Source organism: Leifsonia aquatica H1aii, assembly GCF_000633535.1.
Lineage (GTDB): Bacteria > Actinomycetota > Actinomycetes > Actinomycetales > Microbacteriaceae > Leifsonia > Leifsonia aquatica_A.
Map to the genome: position 1 here is coordinate 1 of NZ_AYMR01000057.1, position 2,642 is coordinate 2,642.

Below are 2,642 nucleotides of genomic sequence, written 5' to 3' on the forward strand. Positions count from 1 at the left end.
ACGATCCGGGTCAGTACACCAGCCGACGGACTCAGCACGACCAACGCACTCTCGCACAGCCACGATGTGGGCGCCTGGGACGGCACATCGCCGGTCTGGCTCATCCTCCGGGTCACCACTGACGATGGGTTGCGCAGCGACGCCCTGGCCGACCTCCACGTGCTCTTCTGGGGCCAAGGAGTCGACGCCGGCGTCGATAACACCGCCACCTCGCTCGCCGACACCGGCAGCGATCTCTTGGCGAACCTCCTGATCGGCGTAATCGTCCTCAGCACTGGCGCCCTACTCATGATCGTCTCGTTCCTCCGCTCGAGGCGGTCCGCCCGGCGTCCGGTCGAACGACTGCTCACGCACGTGCCCAAAACACATCTTCTCCCCGCCGCTGAGGCGGGAGATTCCTCCTCCGTCGCGAAAGGAGCGCTGCAATGAGCGCTCGCCGTACTCACCCGCGCCCGCCGGGTCGCCCCCGCAGTCGACGCGTCCTCCTCACAGTGAGCGGCACGCTCGCCGCAGCGCTTCTGGTGGCCGCTCCCGGTGGGGCAGCGCTGGGCAGCTGGACCTCTGCGGAGCACGTATCCGGAGTGTTTCACACTCGCGCGCTGCTCACGGCCCAGCCGGCCGCCACCGCGGAGTCCCCGGTAGCGGTCAGACTGACGTGGACGCTCGAGAACGCCGTCGGCGGCGAGTCGTTCTTTCTTGAGCGCGCCGGCTCGTCCTCGGGCACGGACGCGACCGTCATCGCCGATCATCTCACCGGACGAAGCTACCTCGACGACGGACCTCTCCCGGCGAGCGACGGTGGGTGCCCGGTCGGCGCCGTTCAGCTCAGCGCAACCACCTGCTCACTCACGCAGGACACCGACTACTGGTATCGCGTGGGCTATCGACTGGGCACGTGGACCAGCGACGACGGTCCGTGGGTGCGGGCGACCACCACGACCCGGGCCACGCTGAGCGCCGACGGCACGCCAGACCGGAACACGATGACACTGGACTGGGACTCAGCACCCTTCGCCGGGACGTCGCCGCCGAGCTATGCGCTCGAGCGAGCCTCCGCGCCCGACAGCAAAGACCAGACCCCGGTGTACCGCGGGACGGACCTCAGCGCCGTCGACCGTGGAGAATTCGCGGCCGCGGAGCAACCTTTCCGAGTCGCCAGTTCCTACCAATCGACCTGTGTGGTGGATGTGACTGGGCAGATCTCCTGCTGGGGCATGGTTTCAGGAAAATGGTATCTAACCAGCTCCCCCAAGGTCTACAGCGCGGCCTCCGTCAGCGGGGCACTCGGTGGGAGTCGCGCAGCGGCTATCGTTGCGCAGGCCACACCACGCGCCGACGGACCCATTCCATTCGGTAACGAATCCTACGACGGTGGCTATTGCGTGCTGTCCGAGGACGGCGAGCACGTCGCCTGCTGGATCATGAACAACCCGGGCACCCCCGCGAACGGGGGCACGACGCTGCCGACCAGTCCGCAGGCCTCCTACAACGTCGACACGCTCACCCAGCAGGCCGGGCGGATCAGTCAACTGTCGATCAGCACCGGAGCGCGCTGCCTCCTCACATCCGGCAGCCGTGTCTACTGCTGGGGCTCCGGCTGGCGGGGCGAACTCGGGGACGGCAGCGCATACTACTACCAAGGCGGTACGCCCGGCAACGCATCCTTCCCGGACCCGAAGCGCCCGGTCCTGCTGGACGGAGTAATCCAGTCCGGCTCGACCATCACCAAACTCGTATCCGGCGACTACTACAGCTGTGTACTGACTGATCGGAGCGAGGTCGCCTGCTGGGGCAACACCACCGCTTACAACACGAAGGGGTCGATCTCGGCCGCGGCCAACCGTCCGTGGCTCCTGGTACCTGCCGGCAAGGGAATCCTCGGCGGCCAGAAGATCCTCCAGCTGTGGGGCGGCGGAACCACTCTCTGCGGGCTCGCTGCCGACGGAACAGTGGCCTGCTGGGGATCGAACGTAAACGGTCAACTCGCCACGGGGAGCACCGGCGCCGGAACCGGAGCGTTCGCGGCGGGGACTGCACCAGTACCGGCGACGGCCCTCAACCAGGCCGTCGCCGCCAAGAGGACAAAGGTTCAGCAGATCGCGATCGGTGGGAGTTACGGGTTCGAAGGAGGCTACTCGGGGTGGGCCTGTGCTGTCACTGAAAACGGCCAAGTGTGGTGTTGGGGACAGAACGACTTCGGCCAGCTGGGCAACGGGAACACCACCTCCTCACCCACCCCGGTGGTGGCATCGAGCGACGCCGGACCGGTCCTCTCGATCAGCGCTGGTCACCTGCACGTCTGTGTGCAGTCGGCCTCTCTCGCACTGCGTTGCTGGGGGAACAACTCCTTCGGTCAGGTCGGGTCGCCTGTTTCGCCCACGTGGATGACGCCAGCCACGATGCCACTCGTGCCGGTCAGCGGCTGCCCCTGGGGAAGCGTGAAGCTCACGGGAACGAGTTGTTCGCTCGCGGCCGACACCGTCTACTACTACCGCGTGACCTACACGCTTAACGAACTCACCGTCGTAGGCGAATGGGTGCCTCTGCGCACCAGACCCTGACGGCGACGGGCTCCCGCAGCCCGTCGACCCCAGCGCGCGGAGCAGCCACCCGCAACTGGCTGCGGCCACTCACTCTTTCCG

The 2,642-nt window shown here is 67.0% G+C and carries 2 protein-coding genes; both read left to right on the top strand.

What is annotated here, in order from left to right:
* A partial coding sequence (locus U870_RS22905) for a hypothetical protein (protein ID WP_043710828.1) occupies positions 1–429 on the top strand: 429 nt, incomplete at its 5' end.
* Between the two features lie 62 nt (positions 430–491).
* Positions 492–2,561: an RCC1 domain-containing protein gene (locus U870_RS0122020; protein ID WP_162819242.1), complete on the top strand. Its 2,070-nt coding sequence runs from the start codon at positions 492–494 to the stop codon at positions 2,559–2,561.
* Positions 2,562–2,642: the final 81 nt, after the last annotated feature.